The organism is Paraburkholderia sp. PREW-6R (assembly GCF_039621805.1).
Classification (GTDB): Bacteria; Pseudomonadota; Gammaproteobacteria; order Burkholderiales; family Burkholderiaceae; genus Paraburkholderia.
Genome location: NZ_CP155075.1, coordinates 522,747 through 541,781, shown reverse-complemented (window position 1 = coordinate 541,781; position 19,035 = coordinate 522,747). Strand labels below are relative to the sequence as shown.

General features: G+C 59.5%; 18 protein-coding genes. 5 read left to right on the top strand and 13 right to left on the bottom strand.

From position 1 onward, the window contains the following. Positions 1 to 88: 88 nt before the first annotated feature. Positions 89 to 415: a low molecular weight protein tyrosine phosphatase family protein gene (locus AAGS40_RS27015; RefSeq protein ID WP_345817579.1), complete on the top strand. Its 327-nt coding sequence runs from the start codon at positions 89 to 91 to the stop codon at positions 413 to 415. 567 nt (positions 416 to 982) lie between these two features. Here the strand turns inward: AAGS40_RS27015 and AAGS40_RS27010 are convergent. From AAGS40_RS27010 to AAGS40_RS26970, 9 genes are all read right to left on the bottom strand, one after another. Further along, entirely contained in the window at positions 983 to 1,513 is a 531-nt protein-coding gene (locus tag AAGS40_RS27010) for an effector-associated domain EAD1-containing protein (protein WP_345817578.1), read from the bottom strand. A gap of 4 nt (positions 1,514 to 1,517) precedes the next feature. Then, positions 1,518 to 2,624 carry an MFS transporter gene (locus AAGS40_RS27005; RefSeq protein ID WP_345817577.1) on the bottom strand — a complete coding sequence of 369 codons (1,107 nt, stop codon included), beginning with the start codon at positions 2,622 to 2,624 and terminating at the stop codon, positions 1,518 to 1,520. Between the two features lie 62 nt (positions 2,625 to 2,686). Beyond that, the gene (locus AAGS40_RS27000; RefSeq protein ID WP_345817576.1) at positions 2,687 to 3,649 is read right to left on the bottom strand and encodes a hydroxymethylglutaryl-CoA lyase; all 963 of its coding nucleotides are present in this window, start codon (positions 3,647 to 3,649) and stop codon (positions 2,687 to 2,689) included. Further along, the gene (locus tag AAGS40_RS26995) at positions 3,646 to 4,839 is read right to left on the bottom strand and encodes a CaiB/BaiF CoA-transferase family protein (protein ID WP_345817604.1); all 1,194 of its coding nucleotides are present in this window, start codon (positions 4,837 to 4,839) and stop codon (positions 3,646 to 3,648) included. Before AAGS40_RS26995 ends, AAGS40_RS27000 begins: the two co-directional genes overlap by 4 nt. A 117-nt stretch (positions 4,840 to 4,956) precedes the next feature. Further along, positions 4,957 to 5,958, bottom strand: coding sequence for a LysR family transcriptional regulator (locus AAGS40_RS26990; protein ID WP_345817575.1), 1,002 nt, complete (start codon positions 5,956 to 5,958; stop codon positions 4,957 to 4,959). Between the two features lie 372 nt (positions 5,959 to 6,330). After that, a complete protein-coding gene (locus AAGS40_RS26985; RefSeq protein ID WP_345817574.1) occupies positions 6,331 to 7,671 on the bottom strand; it encodes an MFS transporter in 1,341 nt (446 codons plus the stop codon). A gap of 64 nt (positions 7,672 to 7,735) precedes the next feature. Further along, positions 7,736 to 8,593: an amidohydrolase family protein gene (locus tag AAGS40_RS26980; RefSeq protein ID WP_345817603.1), complete on the bottom strand. Its 858-nt coding sequence runs from the start codon at positions 8,591 to 8,593 to the stop codon at positions 7,736 to 7,738. After that, complete coding sequence (locus AAGS40_RS26975; protein WP_345817573.1) at positions 8,583 to 10,004, bottom strand: acyclic terpene utilization AtuA family protein; 1,422 nt, start codon at positions 10,002 to 10,004, stop codon at positions 8,583 to 8,585. The genes AAGS40_RS26980 and AAGS40_RS26975 overlap by 11 nt, the downstream gene beginning before the upstream one ends. Continuing rightward, complete coding sequence (locus AAGS40_RS26970; protein WP_345817572.1) at positions 10,001 to 10,387, bottom strand: hypothetical protein; 387 nt, start codon at positions 10,385 to 10,387, stop codon at positions 10,001 to 10,003. Before AAGS40_RS26970 ends, AAGS40_RS26975 begins: the two co-directional genes overlap by 4 nt. 123 nt (positions 10,388 to 10,510) lie before the next feature. On the opposite strand from AAGS40_RS26970, the gene AAGS40_RS26965 reads away from it, so the two are divergent. After that, positions 10,511 to 11,434 carry a LysR family transcriptional regulator gene (locus AAGS40_RS26965; protein WP_345817571.1) on the top strand — a complete coding sequence of 308 codons (924 nt, stop codon included), beginning with the start codon at positions 10,511 to 10,513 and terminating at the stop codon, positions 11,432 to 11,434. A gap of 122 nt (positions 11,435 to 11,556) precedes the next feature. On the opposite strand, the gene AAGS40_RS26960 is transcribed toward AAGS40_RS26965, so the two are convergent. Then, a complete protein-coding gene (locus tag AAGS40_RS26960; RefSeq protein ID WP_345817570.1) occupies positions 11,557 to 11,763 on the bottom strand; it encodes a porin in 207 nt (68 codons plus the stop codon). Between the two features lie 422 nt (positions 11,764 to 12,185). On the opposite strand from AAGS40_RS26960, the gene AAGS40_RS26955 reads away from it, so the two are divergent. After that, complete coding sequence (locus AAGS40_RS26955; protein ID WP_345817569.1) at positions 12,186 to 13,406, top strand: hypothetical protein; 1,221 nt, start codon at positions 12,186 to 12,188, stop codon at positions 13,404 to 13,406. A 394-nt stretch (positions 13,407 to 13,800) separates the two neighbouring features. Here the strand turns inward: AAGS40_RS26955 and AAGS40_RS26950 are convergent, their stop codons facing one another. From AAGS40_RS26950 to AAGS40_RS26940, 3 genes are read right to left on the bottom strand one after another with little or no spacing between them, the layout of a single operon-like run. Next, the gene (locus AAGS40_RS26950; protein WP_345817568.1) at positions 13,801 to 14,787 is read right to left on the bottom strand and encodes an NAD(P)H-quinone oxidoreductase; all 987 of its coding nucleotides are present in this window, start codon (positions 14,785 to 14,787) and stop codon (positions 13,801 to 13,803) included. A gap of 14 nt (positions 14,788 to 14,801) precedes the next feature. After that, positions 14,802 to 15,131: a carboxymuconolactone decarboxylase family protein gene (locus AAGS40_RS26945; RefSeq protein ID WP_345817567.1), complete on the bottom strand. Its 330-nt coding sequence runs from the start codon at positions 15,129 to 15,131 to the stop codon at positions 14,802 to 14,804. Positions 15,132 to 15,144: 13 nt separating this feature from the next. After that, a complete protein-coding gene (locus tag AAGS40_RS26940; protein ID WP_345817566.1) occupies positions 15,145 to 16,581 on the bottom strand; it encodes an NAD-dependent succinate-semialdehyde dehydrogenase in 1,437 nt (478 codons plus the stop codon). Between the two features lie 353 nt (positions 16,582 to 16,934). Here AAGS40_RS26940 and AAGS40_RS26935 point away from each other — a divergent pair, with 353 nt between their 5' ends. Together AAGS40_RS26935 and AAGS40_RS26930 are read left to right on the top strand one after the other, a co-directional pair. Continuing rightward, positions 16,935 to 17,891: a LysR family transcriptional regulator gene (locus AAGS40_RS26935; protein ID WP_345817565.1), complete on the top strand. Its 957-nt coding sequence runs from the start codon at positions 16,935 to 16,937 to the stop codon at positions 17,889 to 17,891. A 287-nt stretch (positions 17,892 to 18,178) separates the two neighbouring features. Continuing rightward, positions 18,179 to 18,961: an ABC transporter substrate-binding protein gene (locus AAGS40_RS26930; protein ID WP_345817564.1), complete on the top strand. Its 783-nt coding sequence runs from the start codon at positions 18,179 to 18,181 to the stop codon at positions 18,959 to 18,961. Positions 18,962 to 19,035 lie beyond the last annotated feature (74 nt).

Below are 19,035 nucleotides of genomic sequence, written 5' to 3'. Positions count from 1 at the left end.
TTAAGCGGTGTCAGTCGAACGACCGGTTGTCGGCCGATAACGGTCGTGTCCGCTAACATACGACGAACGTCACATCTCCGGGGCCATATTGATTCGAGCGCTTTTCGTTTGCAGTCGTAATCGGCTCCGAAGTCCAACTGCAGAAGCGGTGTTCGCTGCTTGGCCAGGAGTTGAGACCGATTCTGCAGGACTCGCACCGGACGCAGAGACCGTCCTGTCAGCAGAGCAAATAGAGTGGGCGCAGGTGATCTTTGTCATGGAACGCGCACACAAGACCAAGATTTCGAAGGGGTTTTCGTCCCAGTTTAGGGATAAAAAGATCGTGTGCCTCGATATACCAGACCGGTACAAATATATGCAACCCGAACTCGTTATGGTGCTGAAAAAGAAAGTCGAACGGTTCCTTCGGTCGTAAGGCACGTCTATTGACGATCGTACTCGTCTCAAGAAAGTCAGATCGAGCGACCCACCAAATTTCAAGGTGCATTCCTCGCCATTGGCGACGGATAGATGTCTTTCGTGCCGATCGAAGCGCACGTTGCAAGGTTTCAATGGCCGATCACGTCGCCATAGCGACCGTTGGCGCCCGCTTGTCGAATGACCGCAATGGGTCGGCCCATGCCTTTCGCATATTTGCCGCGGTCAGCGGTCCTGCTAGGTTTGCGTGGGCCCGCTTTCGGCCGAGGCCGTGTAAAAACCCAAAAGTACTCGGTTTTCAGGGGTCGCTTTACCCCTCCCGGCGCACCGCCAAGCCAACACAGCGCGATCTGGAGGGTCGTCTTTCTCGAACTCCGCGCTCAGCCTGCGTTTTGACACGGCCTCGGCCAAGAGGCGACATTCGATGCGCCCGGATGGCTGACCGCCCCAAGGCGTATCTGTGACATACGACGTTTCTTTAACGAATTTCGCCGGCCGCCAAGAGCTGACGGCAAACTTGGGGAAACATCCGATGTCAGTTGCTTGGAATCACCAACGATCCAATTCAAGGCGCCTGCAGTATCGCCAACTGCGGATGGTGCGAAAAGTCTTCCTTCGCTGTCTTGAGCAAGCTGCCGAAGTTGATACGCCTGCCTCCCCCGCCCTGTTTCAGGGTGCGAAGCGCTGCGTGCCAAGCAGCCTGACTTGTGGAATGAATTTGGAGGCGAGACAAGTCACCACCGGCACGGCTCCACACCTCCTGATCCCGTGGTCCGAAGGGATAGAGCTCAACCAAGATCGCCTCTAACACGGTCCAAGGGTCGTCCTGGTGCTTCGTGGGCATAGTGTCCGGGCTATCTGGCAACTTTTTCCCGCCTTGGCTTAATGCGACAGGGAAGTTCACTTCAAGATTGTCCGCCTTAAAAATTGGGTGCTGGTCGTCTGGGATCAGCTTAGGCACCTCTTCGGAGACGTAGTTAAATAGGTCAAAGACCCTGATGAAGCCGCTGGCACTCTTGTCTGCAGCTCCGCGCAAGCCTGCCAGCAAAACAGTCGTGAAAACGCTATTCCTCGCGCCGATAAATACGGCTGACACATCGTCAGCACGACACGATGCCATCAGAGCACGTCCGCTCCCGACTGCTAGCTTCGCGAAGGTGTTTTGGGCATATCCCGACTTGAACCCGTGGCCTTTCCGCCGCAAAGAAGCCGATTGCCGACGCGATCAGCAAGCCGAATACGTATTTGCGACGCTCACCGCTCGCGTCCGAAAGGCGCCCCACCACCACCATCGCAATCGCGCCGCACACGTATGGCACCGCGGTCAGCAACCCGATCACGGTCGGATTATGCGTACCGGCCACACGAATCAGGTGCGGCGCCCAGAAGTTAAGGCCATACGACGCCACCTGGATCAGGAAGTACACGAGGCCCAGCATCATGAAGCCAGGCGTGCGGATCGCGCCGAGCAGCGAATGCCCCGTATCCGGATGACGGCTCTGCTGCGTGATCTGCGTCGAGAGAAACGTCTTTTCCGCCGACGTGAGCCAACCCGCGTCTTCGATACGGTCCTTCAGCAGCCTCAGCACCAGCAATCCAAGCACGATGCAAGGCAGGCCGCCGAGCAGGAAGAGCCAGTGCCAGCCCGGCATGCCGAGCACGCCGTTCATATGACCGATCACCAGCCCCGCGAGCGGCGCGCCGACCAGTCCTGAAAACGCAGACGCGAGAAACAGCATCGACGTAACGCGGCCGCGATAGCTCGGTGGGAACCAGAGCGTCAGGTAGTACAGCACGCCGGGCGCGAAGCCCGCTTCCATCGCGCCGATCAGAAAGCGAAGTCCGTAAAACTGCCATTCGTTGTTGACGAACACCATTGCCGCCGTGGCGAGTCCCCATGAAATCATGATCCGCGCAATCCAGCGGCGCGCGCCGACCTTGTAGAGGAACAAATTGCCTGGCACTTCGAACAGCACGTAGCCGATCACGAACAGACTCGCGCCAAGTCCGTACGCCGTGTCGGTCAAGCCGAGATCCGCCTGCAGCTGGAACTTTGCGAAGCTGATGTTGATGCGATCGAAGAAAGCGAACAGATAGCAGATCATGATGAGCGGCATCAAACGCCATGCGACCTTGCGGATGATCGCTGCGGCATCGTCCCCGCTCTGTTCACGACTGCCGCTCGCTACGGCGCCCATGTCACTCATGGTTGTCTCCTGTGCCGGAATCGGCGGGGCCGTCCGGTCGCTTGATTAGTGGATTGAAGGTGTCAGATTTGCAGAACGTAATCGGGCACAGCGTGCAGGTCGCGATTGCGGCCGGCTTTGGCAAGCTGGCCCGGCACGTCGTGGCCGAGCAGCGCGGGCAATCCGCGCGATAGAACGATCAGCTGGTCGAGATCGATGCCGGTCGGAATACCCATTTCGGCGCACAGGTTGACGAGGTCTTCTGTGCAGATGTTGCCGGACGCGCCCGGCGCGAACGGGCAACCGCCCAAGCCGCCGAGCGCGGCGTCGAAGCGGCGCGCGCCCGCTTCGTACGCAGCGAGCACATTGGCAAGGCCAAGCCCGCGCGTGTTATGAAAATGCAGCGTGAGCGCGGCAGCAGGCAGGCGTTCGAGCACGCGTGACACGATGCGCGCGACCTGACGCGGATTGGCCATGCCGGTCGTGTCGGCGAGCGTGATGCCGTCCAGGCCCAGCTTGCGATAAATATCGACGATGCCGAGCACGCGGTCCTCCGCGATCGCGCCTTCGAACGGACAGCCGAAAGCCGTCGCCACCGTCCCATTCAGGCTCACCTTCTGCGAACCGCCCGACGCGTCCTTCACGCGCCGCACGACGTCGCCGAATGCGGCCAGCGACGACTCGCAGCTCATCCGCATATTGGCGCGGTTGTGCGATTGACTCGCCGACATCACGAGGTTCAGTTCGTCGGCTCGCGACGCAAGCGCGCGTTCCGCGCCTTTCAGATTCGGCACGAGCGCCACGTAGACCACGCCGGGATGCCGCTCGATCTGCTGGAACACGGCCTCGCCGTCTCGAAGTGCCGGAATGGCTTTCGGCGAAACGAACGAACCCGCCTCGATGCGCGCAAACCCGAGCGTCGACAGCGAATCGATCAGCGCGATCTTGTCAGCCGTTTCGACCCATGTCGGTTCGATCTGCAAACCGTCGCGCGGCGCGACTTCCTGCACGACCAGCTTCTCTGCATTCTCGTAGCGGTCGTTCATTGCACGGCTCCTTCGCGGCGCAGCCGCTCGATTGCCTCGCTGTCGAAGCCGAGGTCGCCGAGCACGCTGCCGGTGTGTTCACCGAGCGCCGGGCCTTGCCAGCGCACTTCGCCCGGCGTGTCCGACAGCTTCGGCACGATGCCCGGCATCTTCACCTTGCTGCCGCCGGGCAGGTCGGCCTCCAACAACATGCCGCGCGCCCGGTAGTGCGGATCGGCAACGATGTCGGCCACCGAATAGATGCGCCCGGCCGGCACTTCGGCACGGTCGAGAGCGGCCAGCACGTCTTCGGTGGCGTGATGCGAGGTCCACGCAGTGATAGCTTCGTCGAGCATTGCACACTGCGCCGCGCGGCCGTCGTTGTGCGCAAGCGCGGGGTCGTCGGCCAGATCAGGACGGCCGATCACGTGCATCAACCGGCGGAAAATCGGATCGCTGTTGCCTGCGATCACCACGAAGCCTTCGTCTTCCGTGCGATATGTATTGGAAGGCGCAATGCCAGGCAGCGCGCCACCGCTGCGTTCGCGCACGTGACCGAGCAGGTCGTATTCGGGCACGAGGCTTTCCATCAGGTTGAAGACACTTTCCACGAGCGAAACATCCACCACCTGGCCGTCCCCCTGCCCCGTCTTCACCCGCAGGAGCGACATCAGCGCGCCGATTACGCCGTGAAGGGACGCGAGCGAATCGCCGAGACTCACACCGACGCGCGCCGGCGCACCGTCCGCTTCGCCGGTCGTGTACCGGATGCCGCCCATCGCCTCGCCGATCGCGCCGAAGCCCGGACGATCGCGATAAGGACCGGTCTGGCCGTATCCGGAAATACGCACCATCGTCAGTTTGGGATTGATTGCGTGCAGCACGTCCCAGCCGAGGCCGAGCTTTTCGAGCGCGCCAGGGCGCAGGTTTTCGATGATGACGTCGGCATCCGCGGCCAGTCTTTTGACCACCTCCACGCCATCGGGGGATTTCAGATTGACGCAGATCGATTTCTTGATGCGCGACTGCAGATACCACCAGAGCGACGTGCCGTCGTGCAGCTTGCGCCATTTGCGAAGCGGATCGCCTGTCACGGGCGCTTCGATCTTGATGACTTCCGCGCCGAACTCGGCCATGAGGCGCGCGGCGAACGGCGCGGCAATGAGCGTGCCGATCTCGACCACGCGAATTCCCTGAAGGGGTCCACCCATCATGCTGTCTCCAAAGCGGGTTCCGTAATGGGAGACAGCTTAGGAGCGGCGCGTGGGCGGCGTCCAACCGCATTTCGGCAACGACCGTTCGCGGACGGCGAACGGTCGACGAGGCCGCTAGCGCGCTGGGCGGCGCAGCGAAGCGGCAGTCTGGGGCAGTGAACTTTGCTCTGGCGGCGGATTGGCCAACGACTTCTGCTGATCCTGCGCCGCCTCGACCGTTCGCAAATGGTCGAACAGCAGACGGCTGACGGGCGACAACGCCTCGACGTCGCGTACAACGAGCACCAGACTGCGTTCGGCCCAGTCGTCTTCGAGCCGCGTGCCGATCTGGCCGAGCGGCACGCCCATCAGTTGAAACACCTTGTGCGGCAATACGCCCACACCCATCCCCGCCTGCACCATCCGGCAGACGGCGTCGAAGCCCGGCACGTGGATGCGCAGTCGCAACGGCTTGCCGGCCTGACGCGCGGCGAGATGCGTGCGCGCGTTGATCGAGCTGGCCGCGTGCAGGCCGACGTGATCGCCGTCGAGCGTCTCCGCGAAGGCCACGCTTTTGCGTGCCGCGAGTGCATGATCGTCGCGCATCACGAGAACCAGCGAATCGTGCCGGTAATGCGTCACCTGCAGATCGTGCGTGTCGGCGTCGGCGGAACAGATGCCCAGATCGGCGAGGCTGTCGTCCACACCTTGCACCACGGCGGCGCTTGGCCGCTCTTCGAGGTCGAGCTTCACACGCTCGTGTTCGAGCTGGAAACCGCGCAGATCTTCGGGCAGAAACTCCACGATCGCGGACAGATTCGCCATCATCCGCACGTAGCCGAGCACGCCGCTCGCGTGGTCCGCGAGTTCGATGCCGATGTTCTCGATGTCGCGCATCACGCGCCGTGCATGGTGCAGCAGCGTTTCGCCCGCGGCCGTGAGCGTCATGCCGCGCGCATTGCGCTGGAACAGCGTGGCATTCACCGCCTGTTCGAGTTCAAGCAGACGTTTGCTCGCGGCGGACACCGCAATCGCCTCGCGCTCGGCGGCACGCGTGAGCGTGCCTTCTTCGTAGACAGCAAGGAAGAGTTGCAGCGTGGTGAGGTCGAGCCTTCTGAGAAGGTTTTTGATTGCCATGACGGGACGCCACACGAATAATCGAAGCGTGTATTGTGCAACCAGAAGCAAAAGCCGGTGCCCCGCACGCAAGCCGAACATACTGTTCAATGATCAGTGGTCAGTGAGATGAATTGTCATAGAGTCTTTCAATCAGCTCGCACGCTGGCCATCCAGAAAGACGCGACAAACCGCAACTGCGATCGAGACAGCCACGTCGATCCACCACGACAGGCCGAAGTGTCGGCTCGCCAACAGAACCACAAGGGCAATCGCGCACCCTAGCAGCGAGACCAGCATTGTCCAACCGGGAAGCTTGCCCGCTTCTGTGTTTGGCTCATGTTTTCCAAAGCCGCGCGTGGCGGGGAAATTTACGATCCGACTGAATCGTTATCATTGCCGCGAAGGTGCTGTCACCCATTCGCGTGATGCAGTTTCCGGCTGTCGGAGAACCGGAAGCAATGCGGTGGCAATCGCCCCGAGTAGCGAAAGTGCGGCAAGACAGTACAGCGCGTATTCGAGATGTCCAGTGACCTGCTTGACATAGCCGACAAGATAAGGACCTGCATAGCCGCCAAAATTTCCAACTGTGGTGATCAACGCGATGCCTGCAGCGATTGCCGTGCCCGACAAGAGCAATGGTGGGACTGTCCAAAGCATCGAAAATCCGCTCAGCACCCCCATCATTGCAAGCGACAGTCCGAAGAGCGATACATAAGCTTGGCCCGGATAAATCGCTGCGAGCAGCAGTCCTATCGTTGCCACGATTGCGCAACCAACTACGTGCCAGCGACGCTCCAAGGTTCGGTCCGAGTGCCTTGCCACCAGCACCATCGTAATTGCCGCCAACAATGATGGGATCGCAACGAGCAAGCCGTTATAGAAAGTGTTGTCCACGCCAAGATTTTTTACGATCTGAGGAAGCCAGAACGACACACCGTAGAGGGAGATGACAATCGTAAAGTTAATTAAGGCCAGAACCCACACCCACAGGTTGCTGAATGCGTCGGAAAGACGGTGATGCTCCCGGTGATTGGCCGGGTCGCGGGCAAGGTCTTCCGTGACAAAACGCTTCTCGGCATCGTTAAGCCAGTGTGCGTCCTGTGGCGAATCCTGCAGATAAAAGTACGTGCTCACGCCAAGCAGGATCGCAGGCATGCCAGTTAGCAAAAACAACCATTGCCAGTCTCGAAACAATGAGAAGGTTTGCATATGCGACATGATCCAGCCACACGCCGGTGCACCGATTACACCTGCAAGCGCGATTCCAACTACGAACACTGCAGTTGCCTGCCCGCGCAGTCGCGACGGAAACCAGTAGGTCAGGTACAGGATGATGCCTGGATAAAAACCTGCTTCGGCAAAGCCAAGCATGAACCGCAATATGTAGAAATGCATTGGCGTCGAGATCCAGGCCATCGCGGCGCAAATCAGGCCCCACGTCACCATGATCCGCGCGATCCAGAAGCGTGCCCCAAAGCGTTGCAGCAGAAGATTGCTCGGTATTTCGAAGATACAGAATGCGATAAAGAAGATACCTGCCCCGAGCCCGTACGCCGTGTCGCTCAAGCCAATGTCTGCAGCCATGCTCAACTTCGCGAATGACACGTTGATGCGGTCGAGAAAAGCGACGATGTATAGAAGAAGGAGATAAGGCAGCAGCCGCGCTGCTATCTTGCTGTAAACCGCATATTCCTCCGCTGACGCGAAGCCTCCCTTGCTCAAAAGTCTCATCGTCGTCTCCTTGATAGTGTCTTAAGCCCGTTTGTCGTGTGGGCATTATTTTTCGATCAGCGGTTCACCCGGCAACCTGGCCTTCAGTTAACACCGGCTCAAAGCCATACAGACGTGCTGGGTTAGTGACAAGAATCCTGTCACGCGCGCCTGCGTTAGGTACCCATTGCGGCAACAGGTCGAAAAGATCGTCTGTCCTCACCGGGTCGCAGGCGACGTGCGGCCAGTCGGAGCCCCACACCAGTCTGTCGGGCGATACGTCAACGAGCGCACGCGCGAAATCGATCGTGTCGCTGAATCCCGGTGGTGTTCCAAGCCGGTTCGCACCCGACAGCTTCACCCAGACGTGCGGCATTGCGGCAAGTCGCAACACAGTCTGAAACCCTGCGTCGTCAATTCCTTCGCTCGCCTGCGAGTGGCCAATATGATCAAGGACAAGCGGACATGGCAGCCCGCTTAACATTTCACTGTGCCGTTGTAACGTCTCGCCGTCAGCGTAAAGTTGAATGTGCAAGCCGAATTCTGCGACCCGGGCAGCCAGCGTGGACAATGCTGCCAGCCGAGTGGCACCGCCGTATAACGCGTTAACCCGGACACCTCGCACTCCCACCTTTCGCAATCTGGCAAGCGTCTTATCGTCGATCTCTGGATCAACGACGGCGACGCCGCGCAGACGTTTCGGATGCCGTTGCAGGACGTCGATGAGAAAGCGGTTATCCGTCCCGTAGACGCTCACTTGTACCAGCACGCCATACGTGAAACCGAACCGGTCCAGCATCGACAGATAGGCGGCCTCCGAGGCGGGCTCTGGATCATAGAGTCGGCCCGGATCGAGTGGATACCCACTTGCAGCAATCACGTGCGCATGGGTATCGCACGCGCCCTGCGGCAGAACGAAGCGCGGTACGGCGTCAGGCGGCATCAACAACACTCGCAACTGCTGGCACGATCGGCGTACGGGTCGAGTCGCCGCCAATCGAGCGCATGAACAGTTCAACTGGAATCGCTTCGCGTGGAACAAGCGCGGAATACAGACCGACGACCGGTCTCACGCGTGATCCCGGCGAACTGGTAGCCCATTTCCCGGTGCCCGACGTGCCGTTGACGGCGAGCGGATCGACCTCTCGGCGCAACTTGTCCGCTTCCGCGCGTGTAGCGGTCTTCAGCGCGATTCGCAGCACGATCTCATAAGGTTCTTCTGATGGCGACGGTGACGACTCGCGATGTACGCCGTTCAGTCCGATATAGTCCATACGGATCTCAACAGCGTTGAGCGCAACCATTTCGAAGCGTTTTCGCAGGACATCCTTGGTCAGTTCTGCGCGAGCAAGCGCGCCGGGACCAGCAAACAGCACCATCTCTTCGGTCATGAATCCTTCGCGCAGCCCCACCAATGCCTTAAGGGTAGGCGTCTTCGGACGACCCGCTTCATCGAAGAAAACTTCAACCTGGTCCTTGCCGATCTGCCTGAAGCTCACGCGCGTCAAGTCCGCGATCACATCTGGGCACAGATAACTGGCCGGATCCTGAACCTCGTAAAGCAGCTGTTCGGCGCAGGTGGCCTCTGTTACCACACCGCCGGTGTTCGGCAGTTTGCTGATCACCACGCGCTCCGGCGTTACCTCGACAATTGGATTGCCGACGTTGTGGAGATCGGGGACATCCTTGTAGCCCGGGTCGGCGAAGTAACCACCGCTCACCTGACAGCCACATTCGAGCAGATGGCCGATGATCATGCCTTTTGCGATACTGTGATGATCATCGAAATCCCAGCCGAACTCATAGGCGAGCGGGCCGAGATACACGCAAGCGTCAGCGACGCGCGTTGTAATGACGACGTCGGCACCTTGTCGTAGCGCTTCGACGATGCCTTCGGCACCGAGGTACACCTCTGCGGACACTATGTCCATGCGGCGCTCCGCTATCGCGCTCCGAGTCTCGACGAAGTCGAGTCCCATGTCTGCGACGCGGTTAACGATGATGCCCCCGACGACGGCAGCGACTTTAAGATCAGTGATGCCCTGAGAGCGGGCGATCTCCAGTACCTTGTCGGCAGCCGCCACAGGATCAAGCCAGCCCTGGTTAGTGACGATTTTCACGCCGCGAGCCTTGCAGTCCGCGAGGAGCGGCGCGAGGCGGGGTTCGAGATAGGGATCGTACGGGGGGGGGCCGTGTGGACTTTCCATCATTTGCACCTGCGCCGCGCTCATCGTGACTTCCGACATCGAGTCAAAGCACAGGTAGTTGATATTGCCGTGCATCAGCAGTTGTTGCGCTGGCTCAAACCGGTCACGCGCCCAGCCTGTCGCCGAGCCCAATCGGATGGTTTTCATTGCGTCTCCTGCTGCTTTGCCTGTCGATTTTTGTGAAAAACGTCCGCCGAACGCTCGACGAATGAATCCGGAACGTCGAGTGGCATCGTCAGCATCAATGACGACAGGGCTTTGCCCGACTCTTCGAATGCCAGGGTGCGGGAGCGGCCGCCTTCCAGTACGTCGCGCAGTACGAAGTTCATACCACCGACGCGCGGCACCAGATACCGGGTGATTGTCCCTTTGGTAATCGGACCGTAGAGGCGGGTGACGGCCTCGACTGTCAGTGCCTCAACCAGCAACGGGTAGTCCTCGGATCGGTATGCGATCACTGAAACGTTTGAATCGTTACCTTTTTCGCCAGAACGGCAATGCGCGATCTCGCGCAGCGTTGTGCGTTTCATAAATATCCCGTGACTCTTCTCGCCGAGATCAAACAGTACCCATTTGAGTCACATAAGACAAATTGCTTTTGTCGTCACTATTTATAAGGTAATGTTATTTAACGTATATGGGATGGAGTCGTCATGAACGTTACGCTGGCGCAGATGCGCGCTTTTATCGCGGTGAGCCGTTATGGCAGCTTCACGTTGGCTGCGGAAGCGTTGCACCGCACCCAGCCCGCAGTGACAATGCAGATAAAGCAGCTGGAGGACGCGCTTGCGCTGAAGCTGTTCGACCGCACGACCCGTCGGCTCCGGCTGACTACGAGCGGTCACGAGCTGGTTGCTCCACTGTCGGCGATGCTGCAGCAACTTGATACAGTGGTTGGCACGGCACAGGATCTGCGAGACGTACGCACGGGAATAGTTCGCGTGGGATGTCTTCCGTCCGTCGCGTCTTCGTACCTACCCCAAAAGATTGCCAATTTTCGCAAGCTCTACCCAGGGGTGACGTTCGCCTTGCAGGATGCGTTGGGAAGTCGCGTGATTGCGCTGGTCAAATCGGGCGATGTGGAGTTCGGCATCACCGATATCATGCCTGGCGATAACGACCTCGAAGGCGTCCCGCTGCTCAAGGAGCAGATGTGTGCAGTTTACTCAAAGGGCCATCCCATCCACGAGGCTCCGACAATCGACGTGGAAGAGCTTGCGCGACATGATCTGATACTGATGGCGCCCGGCAGCAACGCGCGTCGTATCGTTGATCTCGCGTTCGCGTCCGAGGGGCGCGTCGCGGTTCCAGCCTGCGAGGCGAGTTATATGTCGACGGCAGTTGGATTGGTGCAGGCGGGACTGGGCGTCGCACTACTGCCGACGAGCGGCTTCAATTCGCGCTCTGACCCAGCTTTGATGGTCAGGCCCATCATGAAACCGGAGTTCCGTCGCATGATTGCGGTCGTTCGCCTGAAACACAAGACCTTGTCTCCGGCGGCGGAGGCATTCTCGAAAATGCTGGTCGATACTCAGCAGGAGGCGCCATCCTCTCACGCCTCCGACGGACCGGGTTAATCTCGTGGCTCTTGGGTTGTTCCATGGGGCTATCACTTTGTCAGACTCCACGTCCGCCTTGCTGAGACGTGCCATTGAAGCTGGTGAAGCCACTTTCTAATACGAGAACTGTATTGAATCCACTACCGAGATCTCCCGTTCCGCGCAGACCTCAGCGATTTCCCTGATTGATCCCGCTCACAGTCTGCGCATTGCTTTGACCGCCCTGGCTGTTGGGTATAAGTGATGCCGGCATCAATGATGCCGTACAGCGTCACGCTGCCTTGCGCATGCGCTGCCGATGTCAACGCCAGCGCAACGGCATCGATTGCCCCTTTCGTTTTCGTCATTTTTCAAGATCTCTCGCCAGTCACATGTTGGTCCGGATAGCAGACGCCGTGTCCGCCAGCGAGCCGAATGTGCATAGCCGAAAACTGGAGGTCGAAGAAACGGGCGTTCGTCTCACGGATCCGTTCAAGCTGCGATAAATAATTTGAATACTATGTCGCTCGAAACGTTTCTTCCCGCACTTCAATAGACTCAGCCAAACGCGCCAACAGAAAGTCGCGAATCGTAGGTGTTTGTTACATTCTTGCCCCGGATGCATCTGCTACGCTGAGGCACCTCTTCACAGGACGCGGCACTTACACAGTGAGCAAGAGCATTCACTTAGTGCCCGTGTAGGCATCTGATTTCATCAGCGTCTGATTCATTTGCGAATGTTGCCGGCATCGCCGCCTCGTTCAACCAATCTTATGCAACGGAGCACCTAATGTCGCATCGGCTGGGCGCATCAATCATCGCTTTCGGTATTGTTCTTTCTCTCGCGGGTTGCGGCGGTGGTGGCGGCGGGAGCGCTTCAAATCCCGGAAACACAGGTGCAAACGGTGCAGGCGCGACCGCCCCCGCGCCTTCTTCGGGAGCATCGGATGCGGGTGCTACGACACCGCGATTGGCCTCCGCGTCCATCGTAGCTGACGGCACCACCCTCGGCGATTCCAACTGGGCCTCGGGATCTACATCCACTGGTGGGACTGGCCAACCCGTGAGCGGCCTTAATTGTGTGACACGCGGAAGTGTCTATACATACACGCACCTGTCGATCTATCAGAACGGCCGCTTGCTTGCGTTGCCGGCTAATATCGGCACCGTTGAACCGACCATGACCGCTCAGACCGGCTGCGCGTATTCGTTGCATACAGTCGACGCCAGCGGCAAGATTCGCATGGATGCAACTTCCGGCGCTTCTTATACGTTGGGTCAGTTCTTTGCAATCTGGGGCCAGCCGCTGAGTACGTCCAACGTAGCCGGTCTGACGGGAGGACGCGTGGCCGTCTACGTCAACGAAGGTGGCGTGCTTTCACAATATCAGGGCGACCCTGCCGCCCTGGTGCTTCCGCCGCATGGAGAAGTGACCATAACGGTCGGTTCTCCGTTGACGCTAATCCCAAGCTACACCTGGACTGACCCGCCGCCGTTCGATGCGAACGCGACGACGCTTACGTACGGCGGCACAGTCGGCACCCCGTATTGGTCGAATGGCAACACGTCGGCAGGCGGGAAAGGGGCTGACGTAGACGGTTTGGCCTGTGCAGCTAACATGAGCGCGATCTATCACGTTCACGCGCATCTGGCGATTATCAATAACGGACAATGGCTTGCGATGCCGATGAATGTGGGAATATTGTCCCAGTGCACCTATGAGATGCATACGCACGATCAGACTGGCATCATTCATATGGAGTCGCCTGCCATCAAGCAGTATACCTTGGGCGATTTCTTTGATATCTGGGGGCAACCGCTTAGCAGCACCAATGTTGCGGGTGTCGTGGGTAATGTGGTCGCGTATATAAACGACAATGGCGACTCCCGGCGCTACATGGGCGATCTGCGCAACATCGAGTTAACGTCGATGCGCGACGTAACGTTGCAGATCGGAGCCCCACCGTTAGGTAAGCTACCGACCTATACGTGGACCGATGAGACGCAATGAAGACCGCAGGACTGGCGTGTTAGCGCATGGATGATCGCGTCGGCTTGCGGCCGAGCTACAACAATGGTGAGGCTGCGTAGCCGGCGCGTTTTCGATCTCCGATCATGCGCCTGTTATCCGGGCTTTTGCGAAACCCTTGCGTTGCTCAAGGCAACAGATCGAGATGCCTGATTCGAGAGCGTTGTCCCTGTTGGCCGGGAAGTGTACTCCGACGTCGCCCGGCCGCAGTGTGTCGATCTATGCCTTCCGTATCTGCCGTGATCAGCGTTCCGCGACGTTTCCGTCGGCCCTGTTCGGCCAAGATGAGACACTCAACAGGCTGCAGATAGGCGGCTGAAACTCGACAAGTTTCAGCCACTCGGTCGGAGCGTAACCGACAGCCTGTCGCTGCCGCTCAAATCGTCGTCAGGATGATTTTCCCCACATTCCCCGCCGATTCCATACGTCGGTGGGCATCGGCAGCAAGCGCTAGAGGAAACGTACTGTCGACAACGGGCTCGAGGCGCCTGCCACCGGAGAAGCGGTTGAGCCAATGTTCACGGAAACGTTGCACCATGGCGTGCTTTTCGGCTTGGGCGCGCGACTTCATGACCGTGCCGATGATCTGGATGTGGCGGTAGAGAATGGTCTCCAAGTCAACACTCACCTGGCCACCCCCTCCCAGAATCCCGACCTGAACCAAACGGCCGCCATGCGCGAGCGAAGCGATATTGCGCGCGAAATAGGGCTCGCCCACGAAATCAATTACGACATCGACGCCTCTGCCACCGGTCTTCTGGGCTACGACAGCCGCAAAATCCTGAGTCCGGTAATCGATGACATGGTCGGCGCCCAGTTGAACAACGCGTTCGAGCTTCGTCGCCTCGGCGGTCGCAAACACGGTCGCGCCGGTTGCGTATGCGAGCTGGACCGCAGCAGAGCCCACACCGCCAGCCGCCGCATGAATGAGAACTGAATCACCCTGCTTGAGCCGTCCGAGATGCATCATCGCTTCGTGAGCCGTGACGAACACTTCGGGGATGGCCGCTGCGTGCACGTAATCGAGCTGCTCAGGAATCGGCATCGCCATGCGCCAATCGATGCGGGCCATTTCGGCGTATGCGCCACCACCGACCACACCCATCACGCGGTCGCCAACCTTGTAGCCTTCGACCGATGCGCCGACTTCTAGCACCTCGCCCGCGATTTCCAGCCCCATAATGGTTGAGTCGCCAAAATTCGGCCGACCGTAACCGCCGCGTCGGTGCGTGAGGTCAGCGCGGTTCACGCCTGCCGCGTGGACACGGACCAGCAGGTCGTCGGGACGCAGTTCCGGGTCGGGAACGTCGGTGAGTTTGAGAACGTCGGCATCGCCGAATTCGTTGAAGGTGATTGCTTTCATGGTCGCGTGTCCTGTTATGCCTGTACATCGTCGAGCGTCGATTGCGCGACGGCGGAAGCCGAGATAGCGGCCGGAAAACCTGCGTAGAACGCGAGGTGGGTAATGGTTGCCGCAAGCTCTTCGCGCGTAACGCCGTTGCTCACGGCACGCCGCAGATGCGCGGGGAGTTCGTCGTGATGCCCCCCAACAATCAGGGCGGCGATGGTCACGAGACTTCTGTCACGCGGTGACAACGCAGCGTCACCCCAGACCTGTGGAAACAGCACGTCGTCGACGAGTGCAGCGAGCTTCGGCGTGAACGCACGCGCGGCTTCGCGCGGGCTCTCGAAATTGGCTTTTGACATGATTGGGCGCTCCTCAGATCTGGCTGATGAATTTGTTGGTGAGATAGAACTCGATGCCTTCGGCACCACCTTCGGAGCCGATTCCACTTTCCTTGAGGCCACCGAACGGAAGCTTGGTCGACACGATGCGGTACTGGTTGATGCCAATCATGCCGGCTTCCAGCCCGTCGCCAACGTCGATAGCGGTGCGCGCGTTATTCGTGAACGCATAGGCCGAGAGGCCGTACGGCAGACGGTTCGCTTCAGCGAGACCGTCTTCCAGTTCGTCGAAACGCATCAGCACTGCGATGGGACCGAAAGGCTCTTCGTGCATTACGCGGGCGTCCATTGGCACGTCGGCGAGCACGGTCGGTTCGAAGAAGTAGCCGTCGCCCGCGACGCGCTTTCCGCCAGTCAGCACCTTTGCGCCGCGCGCCACCGCATCTCCGACAAGTTCTTCCATCTTGGCAATCTGGCGCGGGTTCGCGAGCGGGCCGACCTGCGTGCCGGGTTGCATGCCATCGCCCACCTTGAGCGCCTGCGTAGCGGACACGAAGTGGCCAACGAACTCGTGATAGACCTCGCGCTGAATCAGGAAGCGTGTCGACGAGATGCAGATCTGGCCGGTGCCACGGAAGCGGTTCGCCGCGCCTTCGACGGCAGCCCGTGCGACGTCCGCGTCCTTGAACACCAGCACGGGGCCGTGTCCACCAAGTTCGAGCGTAATCGGCTTGACGCCTTCGGCGGCACGCGCGGCGAGCAGCCGGCCGATGGGAACGGAGCCGGTGAACGTCACCTTGCGGATAATCGGCGACGCAATTAGCGTCTTCGACACCTCATCGGGCACGCCAAAGACGACCTGCAGCACGCCCTTGGGCAAACCTGCATCGTCGAGTGCGCGGGCAAGCGCGAGTGCCGTTGCCGGGCTTTCCTCGCCGGGCTTGATGATGACGCTGCAGCCCGCAGCCAGTGCCGCCGAGAGCTTGCGAGCCGGCGTGATGGCCGGGAAATTCCACGGCGTGAAGGCCGCGACCGGCCCGATAGCCTGCTTCTTCACCAGTTGTTGCACGCCAGGGCGATTCGACGGGACAACGCGACCGTCGATGCGACGGGCTTCTTCCGCGAACCATTCGAAATACTCGGCAGCACGCAGCACTTCATCACGGCTCTCGGCAAGAGGTTTGCCCTCCTCAAGCGTTAGCAGTTCGGCGATGTGAGCGGCGCGCTCGCGAATCAGGTTGGCGCCGCCTTTAAGAATACGCGCGCGCTCTGCCGGCACCGTGTTGCGCCAGACGTCGAACGCATGCTTTGCCGTCCGCAGTGCCTGGTCGAGGTCAGCCGCCGTTGCAAGCGGCACGCGGCCCAACTCCTGTAACGTAGCGGGATTGACGACCGGAGCAGTTTCGCGTTCGCCGGCAGCAATCCATTCGCCGTTGATGAAAAGATAGAGGGAGTCGTAGTGACCGTTCATGTTTCCAGCCTCATAAAGTGGGCAATCCGAAATGAATTCGCACTCGGGCCTGGCCACATAATTGAGCTTCTCCCAACGTAGTCAGGTCCAGCGAGACTGGAGGGGGCGCTTTGACTTGTGGCTGTCAATGAGTGCCTGTCTGCGGAACCCAGTCTAGGCGGGAAGCCCGAACGGATTTAGCCAGGGCAGATGGAATGATTCTTTCCGTGAGAGGGAAAATCCGCCCGCTCCGCGCGGTTATGCTTAGCGACATGCAAGGCGGCACTCGCCTATCACGGCCGGACGCCCATGCTTCATGGCACGTAAGCCACGCGGCGCCGATACGATGAAATCAGACGAATGGGACTGGTTGGATGGATAAGCTATACAACATGTCGATTTTTGTAAAAGTTGTTGAAATGGGCAGCTTCACTTCGGTTGCTAACCATCTCAACACCACGGTCGGAAACATCTCACGCGCGGTGTCAGTGCTTGAAGAGGCGCTGGACACGAGGCTCATGCAGCGGTCGACGCGCCGCCTTGTCATCACCGATGCGGGACGGCGGTTCTACGACCGGTGTGTCGCCATCTTGACCGACGTGGAGCACGCCGAAGCTGAGGCTCGTGACGCCCTGCTCGAGCCACGCGGCACGTTGCGCGTCCACTCGGTGCCCGGGCTTGGGCGCACTCTGGTAACTCGGGCCGTTATGGCGTACCGGGGCTCGTATCCGGAGGTCTCGGTCGACCTTCTGCTGTCCCAGCGCATGCCGAATCTGCTGGAAGAACAACTTGACGTCGGTATCGTGATTACTCGAACGCTGCCCGACTCCGCCTACGTCAGCCAGAACATTGGCACCAGCCACTGCATCCTCGCAGCATCACCCGAGTATCTGGCGGCCCATCCAGCACCGACGTGTCCGGAAGACCTTATCGAACACCAATGCGTGTTGCTCGGGACAGTCGATTACGCACCCGACGAGTGGCATCTTGAGAGCACTGCTGGCGACGCTACCTTCCGCCCCGCCGGACCGCATTTGAGCCTCAACGATATGGACTCGATGTCACAAGCGCTTCGGGATGGCGCAGGAATCGGTCTCCTCGCAGCATTCTCAGCAATGGATGACCTGCGCCGCGGCGCGCTCGTTCGCGTCCTGCCGCAATACCACGCACACGTTCGGAACGTTTACGCCGTCTATCCGTCGCGCCAGTTCGTTGACGCGAAAATTAAGCGATTCGTCGAAACGTTGAAGGCCCACATAGGACAGTATCTGGACGCTTACGCGAGAGAACTCGACCTCTCTCCGGCCACAGTCCTGCCCTCTGTTCGCTAGTTCCATGTACGGTGAGTCTGCACGAAGACTGCTAAGTCGCTGTTTCTGGTGAGCGCTGGCCCAAGGTAGCAGACGAACTGCGCGATTCTTGCTCCGTAAATGGAGCAGTTTGACCTCTTCCCACGACCGTGCTCAGCAGATCGCGCCTCCACTGCCCGGCTAGATTTGCCAGTATTGTGGCCTGCTTGAAACGGGCGCTTGAGACATACTCCAAGGGATCAATCGTCGTCTGGCGAATCATGAGACTTCTAGTGCTGGCACGGCGGCTGCGATCACGAGAGGGCAACATGAGCAAGTTCAGCGAAATCATGATCGCGACGGTCGTCTCGTTGGGCGCGATAGGTTGTTCTCCACTTTCCCCAGAGCAAAAACTACTCAAGGTCGCAGGTCAGGACGTGCCGCCTTGGGTTTTCCACGACAGGAACTCGAACTCGCTTTCGGGGGTCTTCGTCGATCTGACAAACGCCATCGCCAAAGATGCTGACCTGCCGGTCCAGTATCAGGTGATGGTATTTGGCGACCTCATCCCGGCGCTGGCTAGCGGCAAGATCGACGTAATCGCCACTAATATGGCGATCACGCCCGCCCGCGCTCAACAGGTCGATTTCAGCAACCCGGTTTACGACGCGCCAGCGGAAGTGGTCGTCGTCCTGGCGAGCGACACGACGGCCTATGCAGGTCTGGCAGACCTTAAAAATTTCCCGGTGGGCGCACAGAAGGGAAGCATTCAACTTGCGCTCTTGCAACGCGTTAGCGGTTTCTCGAAGATCAAGGTCTATGACACACTGGAAGAAGTGTGGTCGGCGGTCGTTGCGGGCGAGATCAAGGCAGCTGTAACGTCCGGCCCTGACACGATATACGCCTCGAAACACGGTCGACTCGCAAATCTGCGAATTGTAAGCTCCTACCGGTCGCAGTCACCGAAACCTCAGATCGGCATTGCGGTGCGAAAGGGAAATGATCAACTCCTTGAGAAAATAAATCGCTCGTTGGCGAAGCTCGAAGCAGACGGCACGGTTAAGGCGATCTTCGTCAGCAACGGTGTCGACGATTGGGCGCCGCCGAAATAGGCGCGTAGCAGAGGGTGGGGCTGCACGAGATTGCTGGTTAGGCCTTGTCGTAGTGTGCGCGAAATAAACTCGTT

Coding starts and splice junctions, on each gene's coding strand:
- AAGS40_RS27005 (WP_345817577.1), bottom strand. CDS start 2,624: ATGAGTGACATGGGCGCCGTAGCGAGCGGCAGTCGTGAACAGAGCGGG.
- AAGS40_RS27000 (WP_345817576.1), bottom strand. CDS start 3,649: ATGAACGACCGCTACGAGAATGCAGAGAAGCTGGTCGTGCAGGAAGTC.
- AAGS40_RS26995 (WP_345817604.1), bottom strand. CDS start 4,839: ATGGGTGGACCCCTTCAGGGAATTCGCGTGGTCGAGATCGGCACGCTC.
- AAGS40_RS26990 (WP_345817575.1), bottom strand. CDS start 5,958: ATGGCAATCAAAAACCTTCTCAGAAGGCTCGACCTCACCACGCTGCAA.
- AAGS40_RS26985 (WP_345817574.1), bottom strand. CDS start 7,671: ATGAGACTTTTGAGCAAGGGAGGCTTCGCGTCAGCGGAGGAATATGCG.
- AAGS40_RS26980 (WP_345817603.1), bottom strand. CDS start 8,593: ATGCCGCCTGACGCCGTACCGCGCTTCGTTCTGCCGCAGGGCGCGTGC.
- AAGS40_RS26975 (WP_345817573.1), bottom strand. CDS start 10,004: ATGAAAACCATCCGATTGGGCTCGGCGACAGGCTGGGCGCGTGACCGG.
- AAGS40_RS26970 (WP_345817572.1), bottom strand. CDS start 10,387: ATGAAACGCACAACGCTGCGCGAGATCGCGCATTGCCGTTCTGGCGAA.
- AAGS40_RS26965 (WP_345817571.1), top strand. CDS start 10,511: ATGAACGTTACGCTGGCGCAGATGCGCGCTTTTATCGCGGTGAGCCGT.
- AAGS40_RS26960 (WP_345817570.1), bottom strand. CDS start 11,763: ATGACGAAAACGAAAGGGGCAATCGATGCCGTTGCGCTGGCGTTGACA.
- AAGS40_RS26955 (WP_345817569.1), top strand. CDS start 12,186: ATGTCGCATCGGCTGGGCGCATCAATCATCGCTTTCGGTATTGTTCTT.
- AAGS40_RS26950 (WP_345817568.1), bottom strand. CDS start 14,787: ATGAAAGCAATCACCTTCAACGAATTCGGCGATGCCGACGTTCTCAAA.
- AAGS40_RS26945 (WP_345817567.1), bottom strand. CDS start 15,131: ATGTCAAAAGCCAATTTCGAGAGCCCGCGCGAAGCCGCGCGTGCGTTC.
- AAGS40_RS26940 (WP_345817566.1), bottom strand. CDS start 16,581: ATGAACGGTCACTACGACTCCCTCTATCTTTTCATCAACGGCGAATGG.
- AAGS40_RS26935 (WP_345817565.1), top strand. CDS start 16,935: ATGGATAAGCTATACAACATGTCGATTTTTGTAAAAGTTGTTGAAATG.
- AAGS40_RS26930 (WP_345817564.1), top strand. CDS start 18,179: ATGAGCAAGTTCAGCGAAATCATGATCGCGACGGTCGTCTCGTTGGGC.